The organism is Arthrobacter sp. P1_A5 (genome assembly GCF_056406825.1).
Genome location: NZ_JBFTZL010000323.1, coordinates 1 through 1,999, shown reverse-complemented (window position 1 = coordinate 1,999; position 1,999 = coordinate 1). Strand labels below are relative to the sequence as shown.

Genomic DNA, 1,999 nt, shown 5'->3' with positions numbered 1-1,999 from the left:
AGGGCCTAGGCGGCGAGGCGGCTCTTGACCTCAGCTGCGGAGGGGTTGGTGGCGGCGGTGCCGTCCGGGAACAGCACGGTGGGGACGGTGCGGTTGCCTCCGTTGAGCTGCTCGACGAGATCGGCCGTGCCTTCGACTTCCTCGATGTTGATCTCGGTGTACCCGATGCCCTGTGCGTCCAGCTGCTTCTTCAGCCGGTTGCAGTAGCCGCACCACGTGGTCGAAAACATGGTGATGGTGCCGGATTCCGGGGTGAAGTCCACGAAGTTCTCCTCAAGTAAGTGGTGGGGCCGGCGTATCGGGCCGGCCCCACTGAAGTCGTACGTCACTGTCATCAACCGTACCCCGCAGCCCGCTATTCCCGCAGAGAAGGCTGCCCCCTACGCCGTCGGACGCGAATTCGCGGTAAAGATGCGAAGTCGCCGGAAAGTTCCGGCGAGTTCGCACGTTGCCGGCGACCTCGGCGGGCTCAAAATGGTCTTCCCGCAGGGTGCGCGACGGCGGCTGGGCGGATGACATGGGATGGGTGCGGTGGCATGCTGGTGCCATGTGTGGACGCTACGTGATGGCCCGGGCCGTCGGAGACCTGCTGGCCGAATTCGATGCCGGGCTGGAGGATGAGATCGCGATTCCGCCGTCGTGGAACGTGGCCCCGACGGCGGATGTGCCGATCCTGCTCGAACGGCTGGTGGAGGGAGAACCGGTCCGCCAACTGCACATTGCGCGGTGGGGCCTGGTGCCGTCCTGGGCCAAGGACCCGGGCATCGGGTCGAAGATGATCAATGCCCGCAGCGAGACCGTGCTGGAGAAGCCCGCCTTCCGGAAAGCGACCCGCGCCCGTCGCTGCGCCGTCCCGGCTGACGGCTACTACGAGTGGAAGGGTGAGGGCCGCACCAAGCAGCCCTACTACGTCCATCCCAAGGACGGACGCCCCATTGTCTTCGCGGGACTCTATGAATGGTGGCGGGACCCGTCCAAGGAAGAGGGCGACCCGGAGCGCTGGATGCTCTCGACCTCGATCATGACCACCGACTCGCCGCCGGAGGGCTACGCCGGGGGAATGCTGGCCGAGCTGACCGCGCTGCATGACAGGGTTCCGCTGCCCATGAACCGCGAGACCATGCAGACGTGGCTGGACCCGCAGGCCGATGACGCGGCCGGGCTCGTGGATCTGGTCCGGGCCGGGGCGCACGACGTCGCGGAAGGCTGGACGATCGACGCCGTCGGAACCGCCGTCGGGAACGTCAGGAATGACTCACCGGAACTCATCCAGCCGGTGGGGAGCCTGTTCTAGCGGGTACGCCGCCCTGTCAAGGTGCCAGGCGGCTGCCGAGGCACGGGGCGGTACTGGTCACCTGAGGTCAGAGCGTTACTTTGCCGTCGCCGTTGACCGACCAGTCGGGGTTGAAGGCGACCTCCCAGCGGTAGCCGTCGGGATCGGCGAAGTAGCCGGTGTAGCCGCCCCAGGGCTGGGTCTTCGGTGCCGCAACGATGCGGGCTCCCGCGGTCCCGGCTTCGGCCATCACCCGGTCGACGTCCGCCGTGCCGGCCAGGTTGTGGCTGAGCGTGATGCAGGCAATGCCGGCAGGGGGATCGGTGGCCGCCTCGGACTGCATTTGACCCGCGTCCCAGAGCGAGAGGATGAGGCCGTGGTTGACCTGGATGAAGAGCACTTCCCCGGGGACTTCCCGGTGGACCGGCCATCCGAGGCCATCGACGTAGAAGCGGCGTGAGGCGTCAACACTGCGGACACCTAGCGATATGAAGTCGACTCGTGGCTGCATCTTTCGATACTGTCATGCACATGCCCACAAATCACGCAGACGACAAGGCCGCCCAGGCCGACCGCGAACAGCTCGCCGCCGTGCGGGTGGCTGTTGACGAGGTGGACGAGCAGATCGTGTCCTTGATCGGGCGCCGGGAACGGCTGATCCGGATCGCCGGGACCCTCAAGGCGGACAGCGCCGAGGTCCGTGCGCCCGGGCGTGTGGAGCGGGTC

General features: G+C 67.0%; 5 protein-coding genes. 3 read left to right on the top strand and 2 right to left on the bottom strand.

The genetic code is table 11. The features are described 5' to 3' along the window. Positions 1–5: 5 nt before the first annotated feature. Entirely contained in the window at positions 6–263 is a 258-nt protein-coding gene (locus AC1D1S_RS20920) for a mycoredoxin (RefSeq protein WP_011692168.1), read from the bottom strand. Here AC1D1S_RS20920 and AC1D1S_RS20915 point away from each other — a divergent pair. Together AC1D1S_RS20915 and AC1D1S_RS20910 are read left to right on the top strand one after the other, a co-directional pair. Continuing rightward, positions 253–516 carry a hypothetical protein gene (locus AC1D1S_RS20915; protein ID WP_476995420.1) on the top strand — a complete coding sequence of 88 codons (264 nt, stop codon included), beginning with the start codon at positions 253–255 and terminating at the stop codon, positions 514–516. The two genes, AC1D1S_RS20920 and AC1D1S_RS20915, sit on opposite strands and share 11 nt — an antisense overlap. 31 nt (positions 517–547) lie before the next feature. After that, positions 548–1,294, top strand: a complete 747-nt coding sequence (locus tag AC1D1S_RS20910) for an SOS response-associated peptidase (RefSeq protein ID WP_279293845.1) — start codon at positions 548–550, stop codon at positions 1,292–1,294. A gap of 67 nt (positions 1,295–1,361) precedes the next feature. Here AC1D1S_RS20910 and AC1D1S_RS20905 read toward each other — a convergent pair whose 3' ends face one another. Next, positions 1,362–1,784 (bottom strand): VOC family protein, encoded by a 423-nt coding sequence (locus AC1D1S_RS20905; RefSeq protein WP_476995419.1) that lies wholly within the window; start codon positions 1,782–1,784, stop codon positions 1,362–1,364. A gap of 14 nt (positions 1,785–1,798) precedes the next feature. On the opposite strand from AC1D1S_RS20905, the gene AC1D1S_RS20900 reads away from it, so the two are divergent. Next, a partial coding sequence (locus tag AC1D1S_RS20900; protein ID WP_476995421.1) for a chorismate mutase occupies positions 1,799–1,999 on the top strand: 201 nt, incomplete at its 3' end.

Bases quoted from the DNA above. Each gene is read 5' to 3' on its own strand.
- AC1D1S_RS20910 (WP_279293845.1), top strand. From the start codon at position 548: ATGTGTGGACGCTACGTGATGGCCCGGGCCGTCGGAGACCTGCTGGCC.
- AC1D1S_RS20905 (WP_476995419.1), bottom strand. From the start codon at position 1,784: ATGCAGCCACGAGTCGACTTCATATCGCTAGGTGTCCGCAGTGTTGAC.